Annotated in this window: 21 protein-coding genes; 5 read left to right on the top strand and 16 right to left on the bottom strand. The window is 73.4% G+C overall.

Translation table 11 applies throughout. From position 1 onward, the window contains the following. Positions 1-24: 24 nt before the first annotated feature. A complete protein-coding gene (locus DEJ48_RS08585) occupies positions 25-1,434 on the bottom strand; it encodes an FAD-dependent oxidoreductase (protein WP_150215594.1) in 1,410 nt (469 codons plus the stop codon). A gap of 32 nt (positions 1,435-1,466) precedes the next feature. Next, the gene (locus tag DEJ48_RS08580) at positions 1,467-2,429 is read right to left on the bottom strand and encodes a DUF4349 domain-containing protein (protein WP_150215593.1); all 963 of its coding nucleotides are present in this window, start codon (positions 2,427-2,429) and stop codon (positions 1,467-1,469) included. 132 nt (positions 2,430-2,561) lie between these two features. Between DEJ48_RS08580 and hemG the strand changes: the two genes are divergently transcribed. The 3 genes from hemG to DEJ48_RS08565 all read left to right on the top strand — a co-directional run bounded on the left by hemG (position 2,562) and on the right by DEJ48_RS08565 (position 5,267). Then, on the top strand, positions 2,562-4,025 hold the full coding sequence (gene hemG, locus DEJ48_RS08575; protein ID WP_150215592.1) for a protoporphyrinogen oxidase: 1,464 nt from the start codon (positions 2,562-2,564) through the stop codon (positions 4,023-4,025). A gap of 4 nt (positions 4,026-4,029) precedes the next feature. After that, positions 4,030-4,749: a hydrogen peroxide-dependent heme synthase gene (hemQ, locus tag DEJ48_RS08570; protein ID WP_150215591.1), complete on the top strand. Its 720-nt coding sequence runs from the start codon at positions 4,030-4,032 to the stop codon at positions 4,747-4,749. Positions 4,750-4,892: 143 nt separating this feature from the next. Then, positions 4,893-5,267, top strand: coding sequence for an RNHCP domain-containing protein (locus DEJ48_RS08565; RefSeq protein ID WP_150215590.1), 375 nt, complete (start codon positions 4,893-4,895; stop codon positions 5,265-5,267). Positions 5,268-5,271: 4 nt separating this feature from the next. Here the strand turns inward: DEJ48_RS08565 and DEJ48_RS08560 are convergent, their stop codons facing one another. The 6 genes from DEJ48_RS08560 to DEJ48_RS08535 all read right to left on the bottom strand — a co-directional run bounded on the left by DEJ48_RS08560 (position 5,272) and on the right by DEJ48_RS08535 (position 11,934). Continuing rightward, a complete protein-coding gene (locus tag DEJ48_RS08560) occupies positions 5,272-6,873 on the bottom strand; it encodes an alpha/beta hydrolase (RefSeq protein WP_150215589.1) in 1,602 nt (533 codons plus the stop codon). Between the two features lie 86 nt (positions 6,874-6,959). After that, a complete protein-coding gene (locus tag DEJ48_RS08555; protein ID WP_150215588.1) occupies positions 6,960-7,712 on the bottom strand; it encodes a TIGR04222 domain-containing membrane protein in 753 nt (250 codons plus the stop codon). Between the two features lie 114 nt (positions 7,713-7,826). Continuing rightward, entirely contained in the window at positions 7,827-8,582 is a 756-nt protein-coding gene (locus tag DEJ48_RS08550; RefSeq protein WP_150215587.1) for a DUF4142 domain-containing protein, read from the bottom strand. A gap of 153 nt (positions 8,583-8,735) precedes the next feature. Further along, positions 8,736-9,776: a TIGR04222 domain-containing membrane protein gene (locus tag DEJ48_RS08545; RefSeq protein WP_150215586.1), complete on the bottom strand. Its 1,041-nt coding sequence runs from the start codon at positions 9,774-9,776 to the stop codon at positions 8,736-8,738. Between the two features lie 4 nt (positions 9,777-9,780). Beyond that, positions 9,781-11,085, bottom strand: coding sequence for a DUF692 domain-containing protein (locus DEJ48_RS08540; RefSeq protein ID WP_150215585.1), 1,305 nt, complete (start codon positions 11,083-11,085; stop codon positions 9,781-9,783). An 81-nt stretch (positions 11,086-11,166) separates the two neighbouring features. Next, complete coding sequence (locus DEJ48_RS08535; protein ID WP_150215584.1) at positions 11,167-11,934, bottom strand: DUF4142 domain-containing protein; 768 nt, start codon at positions 11,932-11,934, stop codon at positions 11,167-11,169. Positions 11,935-12,174: 240 nt separating this feature from the next. On the opposite strand from DEJ48_RS08535, the gene DEJ48_RS08530 reads away from it, so the two are divergent. Both DEJ48_RS08530 and DEJ48_RS08525 read left to right on the top strand, forming a co-directional pair. Then, a complete protein-coding gene (locus tag DEJ48_RS08530) occupies positions 12,175-13,959 on the top strand; it encodes an FHA domain-containing protein (RefSeq protein ID WP_190537283.1) in 1,785 nt (594 codons plus the stop codon). An 11-nt stretch (positions 13,960-13,970) separates the two neighbouring features. After that, the gene (locus DEJ48_RS08525) at positions 13,971-14,315 is read left to right on the top strand and encodes a DUF5955 family protein (protein WP_150215582.1); all 345 of its coding nucleotides are present in this window, start codon (positions 13,971-13,973) and stop codon (positions 14,313-14,315) included. 53 nt (positions 14,316-14,368) lie between these two features. Here DEJ48_RS08525 and DEJ48_RS08520 read toward each other — a convergent pair whose 3' ends face one another. The 8 genes from DEJ48_RS08520 to DEJ48_RS08485 all read right to left on the bottom strand — a co-directional run bounded on the left by DEJ48_RS08520 (position 14,369) and on the right by DEJ48_RS08485 (position 24,037). Continuing rightward, a complete protein-coding gene (locus DEJ48_RS08520; protein ID WP_190537281.1) occupies positions 14,369-15,220 on the bottom strand; it encodes an ABC transporter permease in 852 nt (283 codons plus the stop codon). A 13-nt stretch (positions 15,221-15,233) separates the two neighbouring features. Beyond that, the gene (locus DEJ48_RS08515; RefSeq protein ID WP_150215580.1) at positions 15,234-16,070 is read right to left on the bottom strand and encodes an ABC transporter permease; all 837 of its coding nucleotides are present in this window, start codon (positions 16,068-16,070) and stop codon (positions 15,234-15,236) included. Beyond that, on the bottom strand, positions 16,067-17,089 hold the full coding sequence (locus DEJ48_RS08510; protein WP_223831959.1) for an ATP-binding cassette domain-containing protein: 1,023 nt from the start codon (positions 17,087-17,089) through the stop codon (positions 16,067-16,069). Before DEJ48_RS08510 ends, DEJ48_RS08515 begins: the two co-directional genes overlap by 4 nt. After that, positions 17,086-18,189: a hypothetical protein gene (locus DEJ48_RS08505; RefSeq protein WP_150215579.1), complete on the bottom strand. Its 1,104-nt coding sequence runs from the start codon at positions 18,187-18,189 to the stop codon at positions 17,086-17,088. The genes DEJ48_RS08510 and DEJ48_RS08505 overlap by 4 nt, the downstream gene beginning before the upstream one ends. Positions 18,190-18,263: 74 nt before the next feature. Then, entirely contained in the window at positions 18,264-19,841 is a 1,578-nt protein-coding gene (locus DEJ48_RS08500; RefSeq protein ID WP_150215578.1) for a hypothetical protein, read from the bottom strand. Then, positions 19,838-22,264, bottom strand: coding sequence for a pyridoxal-dependent decarboxylase (locus DEJ48_RS08495; protein ID WP_150215577.1), 2,427 nt, complete (start codon positions 22,262-22,264; stop codon positions 19,838-19,840). The genes DEJ48_RS08500 and DEJ48_RS08495 overlap by 4 nt, the downstream gene beginning before the upstream one ends. Then, entirely contained in the window at positions 22,257-22,967 is a 711-nt protein-coding gene (locus tag DEJ48_RS08490) for a class I SAM-dependent methyltransferase (RefSeq protein ID WP_150215576.1), read from the bottom strand. Before DEJ48_RS08490 ends, DEJ48_RS08495 begins: the two co-directional genes overlap by 8 nt. Then, positions 22,964-24,037, bottom strand: a complete 1,074-nt coding sequence (locus DEJ48_RS08485; RefSeq protein ID WP_150215575.1) for a hypothetical protein — start codon at positions 24,035-24,037, stop codon at positions 22,964-22,966. Before DEJ48_RS08485 ends, DEJ48_RS08490 begins: the two co-directional genes overlap by 4 nt. Positions 24,038-24,041 lie beyond the last annotated feature (4 nt).

Genomic DNA, 24,041 nt, shown 5'->3' with positions numbered 1-24,041 from the left:
CGGGCAGGGACCTTTTCCGTGGCCCTAGCCTTCCGAGCGGACCGCCGCCACCGCCTTGCGCGCCGCCACCAGGACCGGGTCCCACACCGGTGAGAACGGCGGCGCGTACCCCAGGTCGAGTGCCGTCATCTGTTCCACCGTCATCTGCGCCGTCAGCGCGACGGCCGCCACGTCGACCCGCTTGCCCGCGCCCTCGCGGCCCACGATCTGGACGCCGAGGAGCCGCCCCGTGCGCCGCTCGGCGATCATCTTCACCTTCATCGGCGCGGCCCCCGGGTAGTAGCCGGCCCGGCTCGTCGACTCGATCGTCACCGTCACGAACCGGAAACCGGCGGCGAGCGCGTCCCGTTCGCGCAGGCCGGTGCGGGCGATCTCCAGGTCGCAGACCTTGCTGACGGCCGTGCCGACGACGCCGGGGAACGTGGCGTAGCCCCCGCCCGCGTTGGAGCCGATGACCTGCCCGTGCTTGTTGGCGTGCGTGCCGAGCGCGATGTGCCGCTCGCGCCCCGACACCAGGTCGAGGACCTCCACGCAGTCCCCGCCCGCCCAGATGTCGTCATGCCCGCGCACCCGCATCGCCAGGTCGGTGAGGAGTCCGCCGTACGCGCCGAGCGGCAGGCCAGCCTCGCGGGCGAGCGTCGTCTCGGGACGGACGCCGATGCCGAGCACCACCACGTCCGCCGGGTACTCGGCGTCCTCCGTCGCCACCGCCCTGGCCCGCCCGTCCTCGTCGGTCGGGATCGCGGTGACCTCGGCGCCGTTCACCATCTCGATGCCCATGCCCGTCATCGCGTCGTGCACGAGACAGCCCATGTCCGGGTCGAGCGTCGACATGGGCTCCGTGCCGCGGTTGACGACCGTCACCTCGTAACCCCGGTTGACGAGCGCCTCCGCCATCTCGACGCCGATGTAGCCCGCGCCGATGACCACGGCGCGCCGGCCCGGCGTCCCGGCCAGCGTGTCGATCAGGGCCTGGCCGTCGTCCAGGGTCTGCACGCCGTGCACGTTGGGTGCGTCGATGCCGGGGAGCGCCGGGCGCAGGGGGCGCGCGCCGGTCGCGATGACGAGCTTGTCGTACGCCGTCCAGTACTCCGCGCCCTCGCCCGCCTCCTCGCCCGCCGTCAGGTCCCTGGCCAGGACGCGGCGGCCCGGGACGTCGATCCGCACCACCTCCGTGCGCATCCGCAGATCGATCGCCCGCTCGCGGTGCTGCTCGGGCGTCCGCGCGATCAGGTCGTCCCGCTTGCCGACGTCGCCGCCCACCCAGTAGGGGATGCCGCAGGCGGAGTACGAAGTGAAGTGGCCGCGCTCGAACGCGACGATCTCCAGTTCGTCGGGGCCCTTGAGCCTGCGCGCCTGCGACGCGGCGGACATGCCCGCCGCGTCGCCCCCGATGATCACCAACCGCTCTCGTGTACCGCTCGTGCCGCTCATGGGCCCACGCTACGGCGCGGGGCGCCGCGGGCTCACTCCTCGCCCTCTCCGCCGCCCGCCGCACGGCGCGGCCACCGGGGACGTACGACGCGCAGCCACAGCAGCGCGAGCAGCGCGACGACCGCCGCGAACGGCAGCACCGCGGCGAGGACGATCGCGACCCAGCGCAGCGCGGCCACGAACGCGTCCCAGCCGCCGCCGAGCGCGTCCCCGAACGACGGATCGTCGTCCTCCGCGTCCGCCGTCGCCCCGTTCTCGGTGAGCGAGAGGGTGATCGTCGCCAGGCTCGTCCGGTCCTTCAGCGACTCCCGCTGGGCGAGCAGCGCCTCCAGGTCGGACTGGCGGGTGCTCAACTCCCCTTCCAGGGCGACCACATCGCTGAGTTTGGTCGCCTTGTCCATCAGCTCGCGCACGCGCGCGACACTCGCCCGCTGCGACTTGACGCGGCTCTCCACGTCGACGACCTGGTCGGTGACGTCCTGGGCCTTCGCGTCCTTGTCGATGAGCCTGCCGGTGCCTTCGAGGGCGGTGAGGACGTCCTCGTACTTGTCCTGCGGCACGCGCAGCACGACGCGGGAGCGCTCGCGTCCCTCGCTGTCGCGCGAGGTGTTCTCGTTCCCCACGATGCCCCCGGCGTCCTCGGCCGCCCGCCGGGCCTCGTCGAGCGCCCCGGGCACGTCCTCGACGCGGACGGTGAGCTTCGCGGTGCGGATGATGTGCGTGCCGTCGAGATCGGGCTGTTTGCGCTTTCCCGAGGCGCTGTCGGTGTCACCGGGCCCGTCGGCCCTGCTGCCCGAGGCGCCCTTCCCGTTGTCCTCGGCCTGGAGCCCCGCGGCCTTGTCGCTGCCGCCCGCGGCGGAGTCGTCACCGTCCCCGGGGCTCGTGCAGCCCGTGAGCGCGAGCATGACCGCCAGCAGGAGGCCGGCGAAGACCTGGAACGTGCGGTGGCGCGTGGGCGTGCTGCTGGACTTTCCTGACTTGCTGGACGCGCGCATCGGCGTACCCCCCGAGGAACGGTGACTGATGCTCCTACGACGCGGGAGAGGGGCGAAACGATGGTTGCCGCGCGGTTCCGGTGCGGTCACGGTCGGGACTCGCCCGTCCGGGCGGTCTGAGAGAGTGGGGACATGCGCGCAACGGACACAGGTACGGGTAACGGTCACGTCGTCGTCATCGGAGGCGGGATCGCCGGACTGGCCGCCGCGCACCGGCTGCTCACGGCCGACCCCGGCCGCCGGGTGACCGTTCTGGAGGCCTCCGAGCGGCTCGGCGGCAAGCTCCACGCCGGTGAGATCGCCGGGGCCCGCGTCGACCTCGGCGCCGAGTCGCTGCTCGCCCGCCGCCCCGAAGCCGTCGCCCTCGCCCGCGAGGTGGGCCTCGCCGACCGGCTCCAGCCGCCCGCCACCGCCACCGCGTCGATCTGGACCCGCGGCGCGCTGCGCCCCATGCCCAAGGGCCACGTCATGGGCGTGCCCGGCGACGCGTCCGCCCTCGCGGGAGTCCTCTCCGAAGAGGGCCTGCACCGCATCGCGCGGGACGGCGAACTGCCGCCCACCGAAGTCGGCGACGACGTCGCGGTCGGTGAGTACGTCGCCGCGCGCCTCGGCAGGGAAGTCGTCGACCGGCTCGTGGAGCCCCTGCTCGGCGGGGTCTACGCGGGCGACGCGTACCGCATCTCGATGCGCTCGGCCGTCCCGCAGCTCTTCGAGGCCGCCCGCACCCACACCTCCCTCACCGAGGGAGTCCGCGCCATCCAGGCGCGCGCGGCGAAGAATCAGCAGACCGGGCCCGTCTTCATGGGCATCGAGGGAGGCGTCGGACAACTGCCGCTCGCCGTCGCCGACGCGGTGCGCGCACGGGGCGGCGAGATCCGCACGGGGACGCCGGTCACCGAGCTGCGGCGCACCCCCACGGGCTGGCAGGTCGGCACCGAGGACCAGGTCGTCGACGCGGACGCCGTGGTCGTCGCCGTGCCCGCGCACTCCGCCGCCGCGCTCCTCGGCGTCGAGGCCCCCGCCGCCGCGGCCGAGCTCGCCACGGTCGAGTACGCCTCCATGGCGCTGATGACCCTCGTGTACCGCCGCGGCGAAACCGACCTCCCCGAAGGGAGCGGTTTCCTTGTGCCGCCGGTCGACGGGCACACCATCAAGGCGTCCACCTTCGCGTCCCGCAAGTGGGGCTGGATCGCGGACGAGGACCCCGACCTGATGGTGCTGCGGACGTCCGTGGGGCGGTACGGCGAGACGGAGATCCTGCGGCGCGACGACGCCGAGCTCATCGAGCTCTCCCGGCGCGACCTGCGCGCCGCCACCGGCCTGGACGCCGAGCCCGTCGCCACCCGTGTCACGCGCTGGCACGACGGCCTGCCGCAGTACCCCGTCGGGCACCACGCGCGCGTGGCCCGCATCCGCGAGCACGTGAGCAAGCTGCCGGGACTCGCCGTGTGCGGGGCGGCGTACGACGGCGTGGGCGTCCCCGCCTGCATCGCGAGCGCCCATGCCGCCGTGGACCAGCTCGACGGCGACACGGCCGGTGTGGAGGAGCTCACCCGCAACCCGGTGCAGAGTCTGCACGGCGGCGGAGGAGAATAGGGTCATGAGTGACGACGCCCCCGCCAAGACGCCCAACGCGGGCAAGAAGGCCAAGGACCTCAACGAGGTCATCCGCTACACCCTGTGGTCCGTCTTCAAGCTGCGCGACGTGCTGCCCGAGCAGCGCGCGGGCTACGCCGAAGAGGTCCAGGACCTGTTCGACCAGCTCGCCGCCAAGGACGTCACCGTCCGCGGCACCTACGACGTCTCCGGTCTGCGCGCCGACGCCGACGTCATGATCTGGTGGCACGCCGAGACCGCCGACGAGCTCCAGGAGGCCTACAACCTCTTCCGCCGCACCAAGCTCGGCCGCGCCCTGGAGCCGGTCTGGTCGAACATGGCGCTGCACCGCCCCGCCGAGTTCAACAAGTCGCACATCCCGGCGTTCCTCGCCGACGAGACGCCGCGCAACTACATCAGCGTCTACCCCTTCGTGCGCTCCTACGACTGGTACCTGCTGCCCGACGAGGACCGCCGCCGCATGCTCGCCGACCACGGCAAGATGGCCCGCGGCTACCCCGACGTGCGCGCCAACACGGTCGCCTCGTTCTCCCTCGGCGACTACGAGTGGCTCCTCGCCTTCGAGGCCGACGAGCTGTACCGCATCGTCGACCTCATGCGTCACCTGCGCGCCTCCGAGGCCCGCATGCACGTACGCGAAGAGGTGCCGTTCTACACCGGCCGCCGCAAGTCCGTGGCCGAGCTCGTGGCCGGTCTCGCCTAGTTAATTCGGTTGCCGCGCCTGTCCGGTGCGGGTTTCATCGAGAGGTCGAAGCCAAGGACAGAGAGACGGTGAGTGTATGCCCAGGGCCCTGCGGAACAGCTCGGAGTCATCCCCTTCCGCAACGCTCAGGAGTCATCCTCACCATGTCCCGCAACACCTCTCGGCGGGCCCGCACTGAAGCGCGCGCCCAGTCCTTCCGGTGCCTGCAGTGCGGTCTCGACGTATCGATGACCGCCCCGGGCACCGATCACCGCAATCACTGCCCCAATTGCCTGTGGAGCCGTCACCTCGACGACACCCCTGGCGACCGGGACGCCGACTGCGGAGCCCGGATGGAACCCCTCGCCATCTCCGTCCGCGGAGACGGCGAGTGGGTCCTCGTCCACCGCTGCACGCACTGCGGTGTCCTGCACGCCAACCGGACGGCCGGTGACGACAACGCGCTGCCGCTGACCCGGCTCGCGGTGCGTCCGCTGGCCCAGCCGCCGTTCCCGCTGGAGCGCCTCGGCGCGCTGTGAACGGCTAGCGCTCCCTGGGGAGCGCCGCCCGTACCTCGGTCGAGGGCCTGGGCTCCTTGCGCGGTGCGCACGACGCCGCGCGCCGCACGGGGAGCTCGCCCTTCAGGAGGTAGGCGTCCAGGTGGGCGTTCACGCACTTGTTGGGGCCGCCCCCGATGCCGTGCGTGCCCGCCTCCCGCTCGGTGACCAGGACGGACCCGGCCAGCCTCCGGTTCAGCTCCTGAGCGCCCTGGTAGGGCGTCGCCGCGTCGCGTTCGGCGGCGAGGATCAGCGTCGGGGGCAGCGCCCCCTCGTGCGTGCCCACGTCGACGGGCTGCTGCCGGGGCGCCTTCCAGTAGGCGCACGGCAGGTTCATCCACGCGTTGTCCCAGGTCTCGAAGGGCGCCACGCGCGCGAGCTCCGAGTTGTCGCGGTCCCAGGTGGCGAAGTCCGTGGGCCAGGGCGCGTCGTTGCACTCGACGGCCGTGTACACCGCGTTGCCGTTCTCGCTCTCGGCGGCCGCGCGCGGCTCGGGCGCGGCCTGCTCGATGAGCGGCTTCGGGTCGCCCTTCAGGTAGGCGGAGAGTGCCGCCGCACGCGTCGGCCAGTAGTCGTCGTAGTACCCGGCCTGGAGGAACGCGGACTGCAGCTGGCCGGGCCCGACCTTGCCGCCGGCGGGCTTGCGGGCCAGGGCGGCGTCCACCTTCTCGTAGCTGCGCAGGACGGCGTCGGGTGTCCTGCCCAGGTGGTACGTCTTGTCGTGCTTGGCCACCCAGGTGCGGAAGTCCGCCCACCGGCGCTCGAACGCCAGCGACTGGTCGAGGTTGTTGCGGTACCAGATCTGCTCGGGGTGGGGGTTGACCGCCGAGTCGAAGACCATGCGGCGCACGTGCGACGGGTACAGCGTCGCGTAGACCGCCCCGAAGTACGTGCCGTACGACGCCCCCATGAACGTCAGCTTCTTCTCGCCGAGCGCCGCGCGCAGCACGTCCAGGTCGCGCGCGTTGTTCAGCGACGTGAAGTGGCGTACGCCGGGGTTGCGTTTCACGCACCCGCGCGCGTACGCCTTGGCGCGCGCGATCCGTTCCTTCTTGTACGCGTGGTCGGGGTGCGTGGGCGCCTGGGACGGCGCGTGCGAGAAGTCCTTCGGGTCCTGGCAGGAGAGCGGCGCGGACCGGCCGACGCCGCGCGGGGCGTACCCGACCAGGTCGTACGCGGCCGCGATGCGCTTCCACTCGGGCATCACGCCCACCAGCGGGAAGTACGTGCCGGACGCGCCGGGGCCGCCCGGGTTGTAGACCAGCGAGCCCTGGCGTGCGACCGCCTTGCCCGCGCGCTTCTTCGTGGCCTTCGTGCGGCTGACGGTCAGTTTGATCCGCTTGCCGTCGGGGTGGGCGTAGTCGAGCGGCACGGTGACGGTGCCGCACCGGACGGACGGGGGGAGGCCCTCGGCCTTCGCGCAGGTGCCCCAGCGGATCCCGGCGGCCTCGGCGCGCTGGGCGGCGACGACGACGCCGTGTTCCTCGGGGGAGGGAGGGGTGCCGGTCGCGCTTCCCGCGGGGGCGGCGACGAGGGCGGTCAGGACCAGGGACCCGGCGGTTCCGTACCGGGCGGCGGCTGCTCTCATCGCGCTTGTCTATCTTGTGGTATTTGGCTATGTAAAGCACCGGTCGGCGGGTGTCGGTGCAATGCCCCCTGTTGGACTCGGGCCGCTCACCTGCGCGGCCGGTGGGAGAACGCCGCCCGCAGCTCCGGGTCCCCCGTGGCGCGGACCCCGAGCACGGCGACGGCCGTGAGCCCCTCGCCGCCCGTCGGCAACGCCCCGAGGAGCCGCTGGCCCGCCGGGGACGCCCACCGGGTGTACGGATGCACCTCGACGCGGGCGATGAGCAGGCACGCCGTGCAGAGCAGCAGCGGCAGCGAGAACCAGACCGCGATCGGCACCTGACCGGGCGCCGCAGGCCCCTGAGCCGGCATCAGCACCGCCACGGTGCCGAGGGCGAGCACCACGCCCGTCGCGGCCCGCACCTGCCGCACCGCGGCCGCGACCCCCGCGCCGAGACCGTCGGGGACCGCGAGCCCCGCCGCGACGAGCCGGTCCGCGAGCGCCCGCACCGGATCGGCGGCCGCGGCGCCCAGCCGTATCGGCGCTATGGGCGACTGTCCGGCGGGGCCGATCGCGCCGAGCACCGAACGCTCCATGTCGTCGCGGCCCACCGGGTCGACGACCGTCGCCCAGCCGGTGTGCGCGATCAGCAGCCGGCGCGCCCTGGCCATGGCGACGAGCGTCACGTCGGCGACGCGGGAGGGGCCTCCGGAGAGGAACGCCGTCTCGTACAGGGTGAGTTCGCGCCCGTGGCCCGCGGACCGCTCCTGGGCGGCGGCACGGCTCGTGGCGAGACAGAGCCGGCCACAGGACAGACCGGCCGCGGCGCAGGCGAGGAGGAGCAGAGGGACCCAGAACATGGCGATTTTCTATGCGAAGGCGCCGCGGTGCGCCACGCCATTTCCAGTATGTGGACACGGGGTGACGGGTGGGTAACGTTCCGTTTTCCCCGGTCGGTTGGTCCCGGGCCTGGGTCAGTTGGTGCCGGGCCTGGGCCGGGACGCCGCGGGCGGCAGCGGGAACGTCGGCGAGGGGGTGACCGGGGTGGCCGATCCCGGGGCGTCCGTGGGGCCCGGCGGGGCCGGTGAGCGGGTCGCGGGGGCGCCGGGTCCGGTGGTCGCCGCGTCCCGGGCGAGTCCTTCGAAGTCGACGAGGCCGGTGTCCTCCAGGACCGTGATGTGGTCGAGGACGGTCGTGTTCGCGTCGTCCGCCAGGTCGCGCACGAGCGAGTTGCGGGTGTTCGCGCGGACGTCGGCGACGACGGAGAACACCTTGCCGTGCGCGCGGCGCAGGATGTTCGCGAACTCCTCGTTGTACGTCTCGCCGCGGGCGCCGCTCAACTCGGCGAGCCAGCCGCGCTGTTGGGGGTTCGGCTGGCTGGGCAGTTCGAGGCCCAGCCGCGTGGCGACCTCGCGTACGCGCGCGTCGAGGAACGTGTGCCCCTCCACGAGGTGCTTGCCCGCGGTCCGCACGGCCTTGGTGGTGCCGCGCTCCTCGGCCTGCTGCCCGGCGGGCAGCTCCCACAGGCCCGCGAGGCGGACCTTGGTGATGAAGTCCCGGTCCAGGGCGGAGAGCGGCCCGAAGTCGGTGGACACGGTGTCGGCGTCGAGCAGGTCGAGCGGGGTGCCCGAGCGGTCCTCGTAGGACCAGAGGGGGAAGAGCAGGGCGGCCAGGGTCGCGACGAGTCCCGCGATGATGAGGCCGGTGCCGTTGATGGTTCGTAATCGCATGGTGCCTCCTGGTGCGGCACCGCACGTTAGTGCGCCGGGGCAGGTGCGCGGTCCGATACGGCCGGGAGTACGTCACCTGCCGTACCGGGCCCATGAGTTGATGAGCGCGGCGTGCGCCCCCGGAAGGGGGCAGGGAGCCGGGGACGGCCCGCCTCAGGACGACCCGCCCCCGCAGGACGAGCCTCCGCCGCCGCCCCCGCCGCAGGAGGACCCGCCGCCTCCGCCGCACGACGAGCCGCCGCCCGAGCACGAGGGCCCGCCACTGCCCGAGCAGGCGAAGCCGTCCTGGTCCCCCGCGTCCGTCCCGCACCAGACCGGAGTGCCACCGCCGCCGCCCCCCGAGTTCCACGCGGCCGCGTTGTGGTGCCCGGCCGGGCCGGGGTCGGCTGGATCCGTGGCCGGGACCCGCGTCCGGGCCGCCGCGATCAGCTGGGACCGGATGTCCGGGTGGGCCCGCGAGAGGCCGCGCGTCGCCACCTGGTGCGCGGCGCCCGGCAGATGGCGCGACGAGGCGACGTACTGCCGCAGCGCGTACCGTCCCGCGACCGTCAGCTGCTTCGAGGTGACCGCGAGGCAGACCGCGCCGCTCACGATGCCGAACACCGCGCCGGGCAGCAGGACGAGGATGTCCATGAGCGGCGACTGCGAACCGCCCGGCAGCGTGATGTCACCCGCGGACAGCAGCAGGGCCGCGATGGCGCACGCAACGAACCCGAAGAAGGTCAGGGCGATCTGCGTACCGGCCCGGACGCGCCACTTCCGCTGTCGGCCCGGCCGCACCAGGAGCCCCCGCCGCGCGAGCGCCTCGCCCGTCTCCTGCACCGGAAGGCTGCGCATCACGGCGATCCGCAGCCCGTGCAGCGCGCCGCTCGGCGCCGCGGTGTGGGCGTCGATGACCGCCTGCTCCGCGGCGTCCCTGGCGACCGGGCGGGTGATCCCGACGACGCCGGGGCCCGCGACGACCAGCCGGCCGTCCTCGTGCAGCCCCGCGATCAGCGTGTCCGCGACGCGGGCGGGACCGCCGGCCAGGAAGGCGGCCTCCAGCGTCCCGCGGACATGGACCCCGTGCCCGGCGTCGAGCGGCTGTCTGCCCCGGTACGGGGATCCCGTGCGGCGGGCCGCCGCCACGCCCCGGATCAGCTCGGCGGAGGCGAGCGAGACCACGACCGTGTACGCCATCGCCACGAGGGTCATGGCGTCACCGCCTCAGCAGGACCCGGCGGGTGGCGTGCAGCAGTCGCGCCGCGGGCCGCCGCGACAGCGGGGCGGGACCCGAACGCTCCAGCCACCAGTCGCGCAACCGCCGCCGGGCGTCCGCGTCCGCCGGGCGTCCCGCGATCATCAGGTGCTCGGCGAAGGTCAGCGCGTCGTGCCGGTAGCCGCCGGCCATGGGCCGCGTCCGCGCGTACGCGAGGAACTCGCCGCGGTACCCGGCACCGAGGATCTCCGGCAGCTCCGGCGCGACCTTCGCGACGACGTCGGCCCGCTTGGCGGCCAGGGCGTGACTCTGCACCTTCAGGCGCGCGTGGTCGAAGCCCTCGGGCGCCGGGGTGCCCGCGACGAGCGCGGAGAGGAGCGCGGCCTGTGCGACGGCCGTGCGCTGACGGGCGGCATCGGAGGCGACGGCAACGTCACGACGCTCGCGGCGGACGTCCGCCACCACATCACCCGACGTCTTCAGCGTCGCCCGAATGGCGTCCAACTCCCGTTCGAGATCGGCCGGTTCGGGAAAGTTCTCGTCGCGCTCCAGCAGGACCCCGGGCGGGGACACGCGCGACGCGAGGTCGGCGAGGATCGCCAGCACGGGCTCGGGCACGGGGTGCGCGTGGCTGTCGTGCCACACGCCGTCCCGCTCGAAGCCGCCCGCCACATGGACGTACGCGATGGCCTCGACCGGCAGTTCGTCCAGCGCCTCGGCCGGGTCCTCGCCGCGGTTGACGTGGTTGGTGTGGAGGTTGGCGACGTCGATGAGCAGCCGGACGCCCGTGCGCTCGACCAGCTCGTACAGGAACTGCCCCTCCGTCATCTCCTCGCCCGGCCACGCGACCAGCGCCGCGATGTTCTCCACGGCGAGCGGCACGGGCAGCGCGTCCTGCGCGATCCGCACGTTCTCGCAGAGGACGTCCAGCGCGTCACGGGTGCGGGGCACCGGCAGCAGATGCCCCGCTTCCAGTGGCTGCGTCGCGGTGAGGGCACCCCCCGCCCGTACGTACGCGATGTGCTCGGTGACCAGCGGCGCCCCGAGCGCCTCGGCCCGCTCGGCCAGCGCGGCGAGGCGCCCCTCGTCGGGACGGTCCGCGCCGCCGAGTCCCAGCGAGACGCCGTGCGGCACGACGGTCACCCCCCGCTCGCGCAGCCGCAGCAGCGAGTCGGGCAGATGCCCGGGACACACGTTCTCCGCCACGACCTCGACCCAGTCGATGCCGGGCATGTCCTCCACGGCGCCCGCGATCTCGGGCCGCCAGCCGATCCCCGTCCCCAGCCGACCGCTCAGCTGCTCCATGTCCGCTCCCCCTTCGTCCCCCGTTGCCAGGACCATGGCCCCGGCCGTGTGGATCGAACCCTCGGGGGGAGACGTTCAGAGCTACATTTGAGGTTCCGGCCGACCGGTGTTGATCTCCCCGGGCGGCCCCGGCGAGGGCCTCGACGTGGTGGAGACGTCACCGCTCGGCCCGGCGGGCGCGGGCTCGGGGGGAGCGGCTCCGGAGGGCTTGGGCGGGCCTGTGGGGCTGGCGGTCGCGGTCGACGCGGCGCCGTTCGCGATGTCGTCGAAGTCGACGAGCCCGGTGGCCTCCAGCATCGTGATGTGGTCGAGGACCGTCTGGTTGGAGTCCGTGGCGAGCTGCCGGATCAGGGTGTTGCGCGTGCTGTCGCGCACCTGCGCGATCACACTGAAGACCTTCCCGTGCGAGACGCGCAGCAGGTTCGCGAACTTCCGCTGGTACGTCTCGCCGCTCGCCGCCGACAGTTCGTCCAGCCACCCCTGCTGCTGCTCGGTCGGCTGGTTGGGCAGCTCGACGCCGAGCTGCGCGGCCACGCTGCGGGTGCGCCTGTCGAGGTCGGTGTGCCCGACGATGAGGTGGTCGCCCGCCTCCTTGATGGCCTCGGTCGGCGCCCGCTCGACGGCCTGCTGCCCCGCGGGTATCTCCCACAGCCCGGCGAGCCGCACCTTCACGAGCAGATCCCGGTCGGCCGCGGAGAGCGGCCCCCACTGGGTGGCCACGGACCCGGCGGCCAGATTGGCGGGCCCGGTGCTCGACCGGTCGGCGTAGGACCACACCGGGAACGCGATGGCCCCCAGCGTGGCGACGAGTGCCGCGATGATCAGAGCCGTGCCGTTGACGCGCCGCAAGGTGCCTCCCGTGGTGCTCCGTGTCGCCGGTGGTACCGGGGAGTACGGAAGATACGGGCGGGGCGTTCATCCGCGTGAGATCCCGGTCAGGACGGAGTACGTACGCCGCACCGGCGATTGCTGCCGACGCGTTCGAGGAGGATTCTGGTCCTGCCGCGTGGTGCGAGCGTGTGCGGTCCGCCGCACAGTGCCCCGCGCGGACGGGGGTGAACGCCGATGACCGGGACCGGCAGGAGGTACGTGCCCACACGGCGCGTGACGACCGGAGAAGCACCGAGACTCGTCGTCACGCTGCCGTCGTCCGAGATCGGCACGTGGGAGCTGGCCGCCGGGTCCCGGCTGGTCGTCGGCCGCACCGGCGACATCGTGCTGGACGTGCACGATGTCAGCCGACGCCACGCGGGGCTCCATTGCGGTCCTGACGGCGTGTGGATCGTCGATCTCGGCTCCCGCAATGGCACGACGGTGAACGGCAGGAGCGTGCCCGCCGCGCAGACGCCGGTGCTCCTCGCGCACGGCGACACGCTCGGGTTCGGCTCCGTACGGGCGACATATCAGGAGACGGCGGTGCTCCCCGCCCCCCTGCCGCCGCGCGTGGCCCCCGTCCGCACCGAGACGACCCGGTACCTGAGCGCCACCACCCAACTGGACCCCGAATTCTGCGACCTGGCCATGGACCGCATCGTGGACGAGCCCTACCGCGCGCTGAGCCCCACCTACGGAGTCGACCTCGCCGTCGTCGCCAAGTGGGCCCTGGCGATCCGCCGCCGACGCCTGCTCCGTGACACGGCGCTCACGGGTCTTCTGCTCCTGACCGTCGCCCTCGAAGCCACCCTCCAGCCGTGGCGCCACCCGGCGGAGGTCGTGAGCAGGGTGTGGTGGGTCGCCGTCGTAGGGCTCCTCGCCGCGTGGCTGGTGATCGCCGCGGAGCGATGGATCACCGACTACCAGGTCGTGGAACGGAGCATGACGGCCGGCCGGTTCCGGCTGGCGGACGCGCCGGACCCCGTGAGCGCTTATGCCCGGAAGCGCCTGAGGGCCGTGGCGGAGCGCGCGAGCGGAAATCTCGTGGTCTTCTCCGAGTACTCGCCGTTCGTGGGCAGCGGAGAGCGCATCGACACCTGGTCGTTCGCCATCGACGTCGGCCAGGGCGCGCCGGACGACAGCGGCGGGCGCAGGACGCCGCGCCCCTTCACCTCCGGGGACCTGCACGAAGCGCTGACGCAGTCGTTGAGACAGCTGGACCTGCCGGGGCTGCGCGTGGACGAGCGTTTGTTCGTCAGCGGCTACGACGTCCAACGGGAGCGGCGGCTGCTGCCCGACCGGCTGGCACCTCCCTTGACCGCGGTTCCTGCGGAGGTGGTGCGCGACAAGGCGGGCGGGCCGGACACGATCATCCGGTCGTACGTGTGCGTGGAGGCCCAGGCGTGGAGCGGCCAGCTGGTGGTGACCATGTTCATCCGGGCCGTCCGGGTGCGCGGCTCGCTCTTCCTGGAGGGGGAGACGTTCGCCCTGTTGCCTCTTCGGGGGTCCTACTGCACGGTCGACGCGGTGCCGCGCCACTCGCGGCTCGGTGCGGTCTCCAGCGCACTGGCCGCAACGGCGTTGCCCGCCCCGGCGGACCTGCTCCTCTCACCGTTCCGCACGGCGGCGCAGCTGCACCGGCGCAGCGCCGCCCGCGCCAAACGCGACGGCCAGTCCGACGGCATCCGCCGGGGCGCCTGGTTCGACTACGGCGCCCTGCCGAGCCTCCGGGAAGCGGCGGCCGGTGACGAGTGGCGGCACTACTTCCTGCAACAGGACGCGACGATGTTCGTCCAGGTCACGCACGAGCGGCTGCTCAAGTCCATCGGCGCCTTCCTCCAGGAACACGACATCGACTTGAGCGAGTTCGCCAGACACCAGACCACGATCAACAACACGGTCAACAACGACAACAGCATGAGGGTCGGGAACGTCAGCGGCACGGGTGTGGCCGTCGGCCACGGCGCCGGTGCCCAGGGCGGTCAACAGAGGTCCACGTAGGGAGAAAAGCCATGAACGCGGGGAACTTCGAGGTCGGAGATGTCAAGGGCAACGGCATAGCCGTAGGACACGGTGCCCACGCGGCGGTGAACGTCGGGCAGCCGGTGCGCGCGCAGGAAGCGCTCGACCGGTTCGACGATCTGGTGCGGGTCCTGGAACGGCACGCCGACGAGCTGCCGGAGCCGGGCGAGCTGCGACGGCCCCTGGCTCTGGTCAGGGCAGAGTTGGCGGGCGGGAGTCCCGACCGGTTCACGCTCGGTTCGCTGCTGGCCGCCATCGGGGCGAGCGTCGGTGGAGTGGCCGTGATCGCCGAAGCGGTCGACCGGCTGCAGCAGGCCGTTGTTGCTCTGTTCTGAGACGAAGGTCTCGACTTGATGGGTCGAAGGCCTCGACGTGGGCGTGCCGCGGGTCAGTTGTTGCGCGCGTAGAAAGCGACGCCCCTGCGCCACCACGCGAGGCCCGACCACAGCAGGAGGGCCGCCACGGCGGGGAAGGCGAAGACCAGGGCCGGGGAGAAGGGGGCCGTGTCGGCGTGGCCCGTCAGCCATGCCGCCGGGTAGAAGCCCGCGAAGGCGATGGGGACCGCGAAGGTGAAAGCGCCTTGCAGGAGCCAGGGAAACAGGCCCAGCGGGTAGTTGCCGAAGGTGCCCGAGACGCTGTCCAGCCAGAAGAACAGGGACTCGCTGCCGCGGAAGCGCAGGACCAGGGCCGCGATGTGCAGGTTCAGGCCCAGCTCGATCACCAGGGCCCCGGCGACGGCCGTGAGCAGGAACGCCACCATGGCCGCGGTCCACTCGACGTCCAGGAGGGACAGGCACACGCCGAGCGAGGCGCAGGCGACGACCAGGTCGCCGACGGCGTTCACCGGAGCCTCGTAGGTGAAGACCTGGAGGAGTACGGGGGCGGGGCGGGTGCGGAAGGCGTCGAAGCGGCCGTCCCGCAGGAGATGGGGGATCAGGCCGAGGTTGCCGAAGAAGAGCATGTACAGGCCGTGGCCCAGCATGCGGATGCTGCTGATGAGCAGGACCTCGCCGACGCCCCAGCCCGCGAGGGAGGGGAAGCGGCCGAAGATGACCGTGGCGAACAGGAGCACCGTCACCTGGTAGGTGACTCCGTTGGCGATGGCCATGGCGAAGTCCGCGCGGTTGGCCAGCTGGCTGCGGAGACCGGCGCGCAGGATGACCGCGGCGAGCCGAAGGCGGCCCACCGGGCGTACGGAAGAGTCCGGTCCGTCGGTGCGGGGGACGGAGGGAGAGGGCATCGCAGGCATCGGATCAACCACCCAGGACGAGGAGGCGGCGCGCCGCGCGGCGCCACAGGAGGCGGCCGACGGCGGCCAACAGGAGGCACCAGGCGGCCTGTTCGAGCAGGTGGGGCCAGGCGTCGGCGGCCGGGATGCGGCCTGTGTAGAGGGAGACGGGCACGTGCACGGTCGCGGAGAACGGCAGGTGGGCGGAGACGGCGGTGAACCACGAGGGGAAGAACCACAGGGGGATCAGCGCGCCGGACAGGAGCGTCTGCGCGAACGCCGCGAGACGGTTGACGCCGAAGCTGGTGATGGTCCAGAAACTCGTCAGGTCCACCAGGAGCGCCAAGTGGTAGAAGACGCCCTGGCCCAGCGCGTACGAGAGTGTGGCGACCACCGCCGCCGCCGTCGAGGGCGGCGGGGCGACCAGGTCGGCCGCCAGGCCGACGGCCAGACCCGTGAGCAGCCACGCCGTGGCGTAGAGGCTCTCGCCGAGGCCACGCCAGGCGCAGTAGCGGCGGGCGGAGACGGGGCGGGTGAACCAGAACACCACCGAGCCGTCCCGGATCTTGCTCTGCGCGGTCTCCTGGGACGCGCCCTCCATGATGACGCGGCCGGTGCCCATCAGGGTGGCGAGGACCGAGTACGTCACGGCCTGGGTGACGTCCATGCCCGCGACCGTGTCGCCGCCCTCTCCGTACAGGGCGCGCCACAGCAGCACGTAGAGGAAGACCTGGGTGACGATGATGAACGCGGTCGCCGCGATGCGCGGGCGGTACGCCCACTCCGTGCGCGGCACCAGGGCCGCGAGACGGTGGGCGCGCGGCTTCCCCCGGGACGCGGGACCGGATGCGTGAACCGTCATGCCGGGCCTCCGGCGGGGGCCGCCGCGGCGGCGGTCTCCGGGCCCGCGTACAGGGTGCGCAGGACGTCCTCGACCTTCGCGCCGTCGAAGACCACCGAGCGCACGGCGTGCGCGGACAGCAGCTCGTCGGTCACCTCGCGCTGCTCGGTGCCGGGGTGCGGGCGCAGCTGGGCGGTCGCGCCGTCGACGGCCACGACCTCGGCCGTGCGCAGGCGCAACCCGTCGGGCGGCGTCTCGAACTCGACCACGACGGTGCGCCGGTGGTGCGCGGCCGCCGCGAGTTCGCCGCGTTCGCCGTCGAAGACGACGCGGCCCCCGTCGATGACGACGAGGCGCCGGCAGAGCGCCTCGACCTCCGTCATGTCGTGGGTGGTGAGCACGACCGTGTGATCGCCGGTACGCGCCAAGTCGCCGAGCAGCGTGCGCACTTGGTCCTTGACGAGGACGTCGAGGCCGATGGTCGGCTCGTCGAGGAAGAGCAGCGGCGGCCGGTGCAGGAGCGCCGCCGCCAGGTCGCAGCGCACCCGCTGGCCGAGCGAGAGGAAGCGCACGGGCGTGTCCCAGAAGGGCGACAGGGCCAGTACGTCGTCCAGTTCGGTCAGCGTGGTGCGGAAGTCCGCCTCGGACAGCCCGTAGATGTTGCGCAGGATCGTGAAGGAGTCGTACGCGGGCAGGTCCCACCACAGCTGGGTGCGCTGGCCGAAGGTGACGCCCATGGCGTGGGCGTTGCGCTCGCGGTCGGCGTAGGGGTCGAGGCCGTACAGGCGTGCCGTGCCCGACTCCGGCAGCAGCAGACCGGTCATGACCTTGATGAGCGTGGACTTGCCTGCACCGTTCTGGCCGAGCAGCCCGACGAATTCACCCGTCTCGACCGTCATGCCGACCTCGCTGAGCGCCGCCGTGCGCCGTGCCGTCCGCCGCTTGAAGGGCCGCTTCCACGAGCGGCCCTCTCCGCTGTCCCAGCTGCGGAAGGTCTTGGTGACCCGGTCGACACGGATGGCCGGGGGCCGCGGACTCACGAGCCCGTGCCCGCTTCCGCACCGCGCGCCACGCCGTCGGCCACCAGCGGCGCCAGCAGCTCGCCCACGCCCGCGAGCCAGCCCGCGGGAACGACGCGGCGCAGCGCGCCGGGCGCGAGCGTGGCGAGTGCGGTACGGGCCAGGGGAGCGGTGAGGTCGGGCGCGGCGCCGCTCTCGCGGGTCACCACGCCGAGGGCGTAGGCGGTCGTCCAGATCTCCGTGAGCAGCACGTCGCTGACGCGGTCGTGCACGAAGGCGCGGTGCGGCAGGCCGTCCAGCGCCTCGCGCAGCGCACCGACGACGTGCTCGCGGGTGATGCCGCGCTCCAGGAGGGCGTCCTCGGCCGGGACGCGCCGCCAGCCGTCGGGGGAGGTGGCGTCGCGTACGTAGGCGACGGCGAGCTGCTCCCACCAGCAGAAGTACGGGACGGTGTCCAGCCGGACGAGTTCCCGCGGGCCGGGCCGTACGGCGGGGGCCGAGGCGGGGAAGCAGGCGGCGCTGCGCGGCCCCATCACGTCGTTGCCGACGAGGCTGGCGGGGTTGGCGTGGTCGACGAGGTTCGCGACCGGCACGACGGTCTCCGTGCCGGTGGCGGCGAGGTGGTTGAGGAGCGCGACGTCGTCGGTGTCGCCCTGCGCGGTCTTGGCGGCCGCGAACTCCTCGAAGCCGAGGGCGACGGGGGCGGGGAGCACCAGGGCGACCGAGGGCAGGTAGTCGTCGACGACGGGGGCCAGGTCGTGGCCGCGCAGGGCGGCGACGCGCACGGCGTTGGCGGTGCGCGAGCCCCACTCGGTGAACAGGCTCAGCGAGGCGTCGGGCCGGGCGGCGATCAGGTCCCGCAGCCGGGCGGCGAAGTCGGGGGCGAGGATCGCGTCGTCCTGGAGGACCAGGTGGTGGGTGGCGCCGGGGGCGACCGACTGCCAGGCCAGGCGGGCCGTGCGCAGGGCGGAGGGCGGGCCCTCCGGGTCCGGATCGGTGATCAGACGGGCGTCGAGCTCGGGGTGGCGCGCGCACAGCTCGCGGGCGGCGGCCGCGCGCCGAGGGTGGGCCATCACCACGGTCGACAGGTGGATCTCGGGGGTGTCGGCTGGGGTGTTCATGGTGGGGAGGTCCTTTGCGTCGTACGGGATGGGCGGGGTGGACGGGACGGGGGAGGCGGTGGGCAAGGGCGGGGTCAGCGTTCCGTCTTGCCCATGGCGAGCGGGCGCCGGGCGAGCGGACCGAGGGCGCGGGCGACGGCGAGGCGCAGGGGGCCGAGCCAGTGCAGCACCGGTTGGAGGAGGATGAGGGGCAGCAGCAGGGCCGGTGCCCCGCCGCCGCGCAGCGGCTCGGCCCGTTCGTGGGCGCCTTCGTGGCCGGCGAGGAAGCGGGTGGCGTGGCCCATGCTGATCAGGGCGTGCAGGACCAGGTACGCGCCGGCCGCGACGCCCCACACCAGGAGCGTCGAGAGGTCGCCCCGCACGCCGAGCACCAAGACGGCGGCGATCACGCACGGCGGCCCGAGGAACCACCACACGGTGTCCAGGCCCTCTTTGACGAGCGTCACCGTGTTGCGCCGCCCGAAGGCGCGCAGCGCCGGATCGCGCAGCAGCCGCAGGCAGCCCACCACGCTCCCCAGGGCGACCAGGCTGTACGCCTTGGCGAGCGAGCCGACCCGGGCGTAGCGGTCCACGAGGTTGTGGACCGGCAGCACCACGGCGCTCTCCCCGGCGGCCGACAGCTTGTAGCCGATGAGGAGGTCGTCGACCGGCTCCTCGTACATGCCGATGGCCACGAGCCTGTCGTGGCGGACGAACAGGCCCGCGCCGATGCCGTACACGACCGGGTCGAGGACCGTGCGCAGCCCGTCGGGCAGCCGCAGCGCGCGCAGCCGGACCCTGGTGCGCAGCCGGTGCGCCTCGATGCCCATGCGCCGCCGCAGGTCGGCCACGGCGTGGGCGCGCAGCGTCAGGTCGGTGAGGCCGCCGCGGGCCGCGTGCGGGCGGCGCAGCTGGAGCGGCAGCTGCTGGACGAGGGTGGGCAGGGGCTGTCCCGCGCGGCGGGCCCGGTCCGTGGCATGGGCGAGATGGCGCAGGGTGGTGCGGTCCGGCTGGGAGTCCGCGTCGTAGACGCCGACGTAGGTGCGGGACGGGTCGGCGTCCGCGGGCAGCAGCCGGCCCAGTTGCTCGACCGCGTACACCAGTTGGCTGCTCTTCGCGCCCGCGGGCTCGTCGTAGTGCAGGTGGTACAGGGCCGTCTTGGGGTGCAGGGCGGCGACGTCGGGGAGCAGCGCGGCGGCCACGTCCCGGGTGGTGGGGGCGTCGGCGACCTCGTCGTGCAGGGCTTGCGCGGGGTCCGCGGCGGCCCGTACGCGGGCCGCCGCGTCGCGGGCGCGGGAGGACGGCACGATGCCGGACAGCTGCGCCCCGGCGGTCGCGTCGTCCGGCGCCGCGAGCAGGCGGCGTGCCAGGTCCGGGAGTTCGGCGACCCGCTCCTGTCGCTCGCGCTCCTCGCGTTCGGTGGTGATCACGACGATGTGCAGCAGCTCGGGCGGGTAGTCCAGGCGGGCCGTCGCGCCCACGACCTCGGCCAGGAGGTCCTGTTCCCGCAGGGCGGGGATGAGCAGCGCGACGTGCGGCGCCTCCTTCCCCGGCTCGGGGACGGGGGCGCGGCGCGCGGCCCGGAGCGCGCGTTCGGTGACGACGGCCCGGCCGGTGAGGAGGACGCCCCAGCCGAGGACCGCCCACAGCAGCGCTGTCGCGGCGACGGTCATGCGGTGCCGCCCGTCGCCCCGGCCGGCCAGTGCGGGCGCCGGATGCCGTCGCGGTCGGCGCCCGCGAGCTGGAGGCGCCGGGCGACGGGGTAGAGCCGCTCGGCCCAGGCCACCACGTCCCGCGGCTCCAGGCCCTCCGGTGCGCCGACGTCGATGCCCGGCAGCTCCCGGCGCAGCCGCGCGCCGAGGCCGAGGCCGACGGACATCTCGTACCGGCCGCCGGGCCCACCGGCGGCCCCGACCGCTTCGAGGCCGGTGCACAGCCGCCCCTCCGCGAAGCGCGGCAGCACGCGCGCGAGGTCCAGCTCGGCGGAGCGGGCCAGCAGCGAGCTGCCCTGGAGCGCGTCGGCGAGGAGCGTGTCCGTGCCGACCGTGCCGGTGAAGTCGCGCCCGACGGTGAGCGACACGATGACGTCGAAGAAGCGGTTCGGGAAACGGCGGTACTGGCCGCGCAGCAGGTGGCGGCGGCGCGGCAGCGCGGAGTCGGCGTGCCGTGCCACCCGCTCCAGGCGCGGCGGGGCGTCGCCGTCCACCAGTGCGACCCTGAGCTCCAGCGAGGTGTCGATGGAGAACGAGTAGTCGTCGCCGGTACGGCGGATGCTGCGGGCGTCCTTGCCGACCTTGACGACCAACGAGTCCTCGAACACCTGGAGTTCGTCGGCGTGCCAGCGGTCCCCGTACTTGTACTCCGCGGAGCGGAAGCCGCCGTCGGCGTGGAAGTTGACGAGCAGGACGGGCGTGTGCGGGCGCTCCTCGGCGTCCTCGAAGACGGAGAGGTGGGCGGCGCCGACCAGCGACAGTTTCTGCTGGTTGCGGTCCAGGACCTCCAGTGAGAACTTCCGCGGCGACAGCACGCCGAACAGCTCGTTGTCGAAGGGCGCGTCGAAGTCCGGTGCGTACACCAGCAGGTCGCCGCCCTCGGTGTCCGACGGCGCCCAGCTCTCGACCCGCAGCTGCTCACCGAGTTCGGCGCGGTTGCGGAAGGTGTGGAAGGAGTAGGCGTGCGGGTAGTCGTCCGGGTCGCGTCGGTGCGGCGGGTGGACGACGAGGTGGCGCAGGCACGCGCTGCTGCCGCGCAGGTGTTTCAGCTCGGCGGGCACGGGCGGCGCCACGGGTGCGCGCCCGGCTTCGGTGACGGGCTCGGCGAGCGCGGCGGCCAGGTCGGCGGCGAACGCGTCGATGTGACCGCGTGTCATGTGTGGCATGACGTAGAAGTGGTGGAAGAGCCGGTCCGTGGTCCGCCCCTCGCCGTCCGTCCAGGGCAGGGTGTTGCCGACGAGGCGGTAGTGCTCCTTCAGCTTGCCGGGGAGAGCGCCGCCCTCCGTGGCGAAGCCGACGACGAGGACGGTGTTCCCGGGCGAGGGCAGCAGGACCGCGTCCGGGTCCGCCGCCCGGATCGCGGCGGCCAGGTGGCCCCTGAGGTCGAGGCAGCCGCGGAACGTCTCGCGGTAGCCCTCGGCCGCGAGCCCGAAGACCAGGGCCCAGAGCGCGGCGGCGGTGGCGCCCGAGCGGGACCCGGTGACCGTCTCGTCCACGAAGCCGGACATCGGCGCCGGGATCGCCCCGTGTCCGAGCAGACCCTTGCGGCACAGGAAGACCCCGCAGCTGTACGGCATCAGGCCGGACTTGTGCGGGTCGAGGACCATGGAGTGGACGAAGCGGTTGCGGAAGTCGAAGGGGATGTCCGGCGCGGTGAACGGCAGGATCATGCCGCCGTGCGCGGCGTCGACGTGGTGGAAGAACCGCAGCGGCGACGCCCCGTCGACGCGGCGGCCCAGGAGGGAGCTGATGCGGTCGATCGGGTCGGTGAGGCCCGTGTTGTAGTACCCCGCGGTGGAGACGACGATGACGCCGGTGCTCTCCCCGTCGGCCTCCAGCGCGTCGAACGCCGCCTCCAGCGCGTCCGGTTCGAGGAGCCAGCCGGGCCCGGCTGGCAGCACCCGGAGGTCCACGTCGAGGATCTCGGCGGCCTTGGCCACGGAGTGGTGGGTGAGGGCGGAGGCGAGGACGACCACCCGGCGGCACCCCGCGGCCCGCAGGGCGTTGCGGCCCACGCGCAGGCCGGCGAGGGTGCCTTCGTTGGCGCCGCTGGTCAGGTAGCCGTCGGCGGAGTCGGCGTGCATCAGGCCGCCCAGGGCGAGGACGGCCTCCCGCTCGAGGCGGCGGGTGCCGCGCACGCCGTCGCCGAAGCGGGTGTGCACGCCGACGTTGTTGGGGTTGCGGGCGGCGAACATCCCGGCGGCGTGCAGCGCGAGGGGGTGCGGCTCGCTCATCGCGAAGCCGAGGCGTACCGGGTCCGTCGCGGAGTGCCAGTCGGGGACTTCGGCGAGCCGGTCGGCGAGGGCGGCGGACAGCTCGTCGGTGGGCAGCGCGGTCTCGGGGAACGGGTCGCACTCGGTCGACCCGTCGGACAGGTCAGGCATTCCGGCTCCCGTCCTCACCGTTGCCGCCGGTGCCTCCGTCGTGGCGCAGCTCGCAGCGGAGCACCGCGCGCGGGCCGACGTCGAGGTCGCGTACGTAGGTGTGCACCTCGCCCTCGGGGCGCAGGCCCACGGAGGCCAGCGCGGCGAGGATCTCCTCGGTGGGCAGCAGCGTCATGGGGACGTCGTCCGGCAGGACGTACTGGCCCGGGGTCTCCCCGGGGCGCAGCCGCGGGTCGAGGGAGTCGGCGGTGAAGGTGTTGAGCGCGAGCACGGCGCCGGGCCGCAGCACCCGCGCCAACTCCGCGACCGAGGACCTGAACCGCGCCGGCGTGGGGGCGTTGTGCAGGACGCCGTAGCACACGGCGAGGGCGAAGGTGTCGTCGTCGGCGGGGACGGCGTCGGCCGCGCCCTGCCGGACGGTGATCCGGTCGGCGGGGAAGTGCGCGGTGGCCTCGCGGGTCGCCTCGACCATGGCCTGGTGCAGGTCCACGGCGACGACCGTGCGGCCGTGTTCGAGGAGGGCGACGGTGTTGCGTCCGCCGCCGCAGCCGAGGTCGAGGGCGGGCCCGGCGGGGTCGTCGGCGTACCGGGAGAGGATCTCGACGAGGTAGGGCTGGGCGGTGAGCGCCGCGAAGTCGCGTACCGTCTCCGGGGCGTTCCAGTAGGTGGCGGCGCGCTCGGCCGCGGTGGCGGGGAGAGTCATCGGGTGGGCTCGATCTCTTCGTAGGTGCCGTTGTGGGGGAGCGCCCGGATGACCCGCATGCCGTGCTCCGCGAAGAAGGACTCGCACGTGTCGGGGTCGGCGGTGAGCGCGAAGAACGCGGGGCCGACGGAGGACAGCGCGAGGACGGTCGCCGTCCCGTCGGCCTTCAACGGTTCGAGACTGGTGGCGAGTTCGCTCAGACCGGGGTGGGAGAAGGAGCAGTTCTCGATGCTCCCCATGCGGAAGCGGTAGTCGAAGACGAGGTCCCCGAGCGGGCGGAGGTCGCCGCGGAGCGCGGCGGGCATGGCCTCGTGGAGCATCCGGAAGGCGATGGTCGGCGCCCAGCGTTCGCCGGTCTCGCGGAAGCGGCCGAACATGTCGATCTCGGCGGCCATCAGCTCGTCCGTCGACCGCTCTTGCAGCGCCGTGGGCACGCCGATGACCAGCGTGAGCTCCTCCGGTACGGCAGCGGTGAGGACGACCGTGCTGCGGCCCGCGACGACCTGCACACCGCCGGGGTAGAGCCCGGAGGCGGCGGAGCCGCCGATGCACTGGACGGGCATGAGCTTGTCGCTGCCCTCGGTGTGTTCCTCGCCGTGGTTGCTGGTGAGGAAGGGCAGCAGGTCCGCGCGGTCCACGGGGTTGCCGTAGAGGTGGTTGACGGCGGTCGCGACCGCGGCGATCAGGCTGCTGCTGGAGCCGAAGCCCGCGTGTACGGGCAGCGGGTCGCTGTCCACGCCCACGTGCAGGTCGCAGTCGACGCCGAGGGCGGTGCACATGATGCGGGCGGCGTGCTCGACGAGCGCGGGGCGCGCGACGGCCGGGTCCAGGACGAGGCCTTCGCCGGGGGCGAGCCTGCGCAGGCGCACGCGGTGGAACCGGGCGACGGAGAAGACCAGTTCGCCCGCGTCGTAGATGAGGTTGTTGTCGCCCGCGATGGCGCCCGGCTGGAGTGCCATGGCGTTCAGGCGCGTGGGGTAGCGGATCGCCGTCTCGTCGGCCGGGTCGAGCGGGCCGAGCGGTGCGGTCAGCGGATGGTGGATGGTTCCGGGGGTGAAGGACGTGAACATCTCT

This window comes from Streptomyces venezuelae, assembly GCF_008642315.1.
GTDB lineage: Bacteria > Actinomycetota > Actinomycetes > Streptomycetales > Streptomycetaceae > Streptomyces > Streptomyces venezuelae_D.
This window is presented reverse-complemented; position numbering and strand designations above follow the sequence as displayed.